Raw genomic sequence first — 383 nt, forward strand, 5'->3', positions numbered from 1 at the left:
GGCCGCGACCAGGGCGAGTGTGGCCAGCTGCGCCACGATCGGGACCCAGCCGACCAGGAACGCGCCCGAGTCGACGCTCGCCGCGGACTGCAGCCAGAGCAGCTGGGCCCAGGCGACGGCTGCGACAGAGGATGCGACGGAGGCGAACTGGTCGATGCCGAGCGACCCCACGCGTCGGATCCCCTCGGGCGAGAAGCGGCGAAGGGCGATCAGGAACACGGCGACCGTGGGCAGGCCGATCGTGAGGATCCAGTCGATGCCGCGGGTCCACACCGATCCGCCACCGCCGAACACCGGGAAGAAGGACACGACGAAGACCAGGACCCAGGCGCCCACGATGATGAGCTCTCGGAGCGTGAAGCCGAGGATGCCGTACTCCGGCT

At 70.0% G+C, this 383-nt stretch carries 1 protein-coding gene; it reads right to left on the minus strand.

Annotated features, from left to right (window positions below; genetic code table 11):
• On the minus strand, positions 1-383 hold a 383-nt coding region (locus tag KI686_RS17420), incomplete at both ends, for a hypothetical protein (RefSeq protein ID WP_237590299.1).

The sequence above is a fragment of the Polaribacter sargassicola genome (genome assembly GCF_021991835.1).
Classification (GTDB): domain Bacteria; phylum Bacteroidota; class Bacteroidia; order Flavobacteriales; family Flavobacteriaceae; genus Polaribacter; species Polaribacter sargassicola.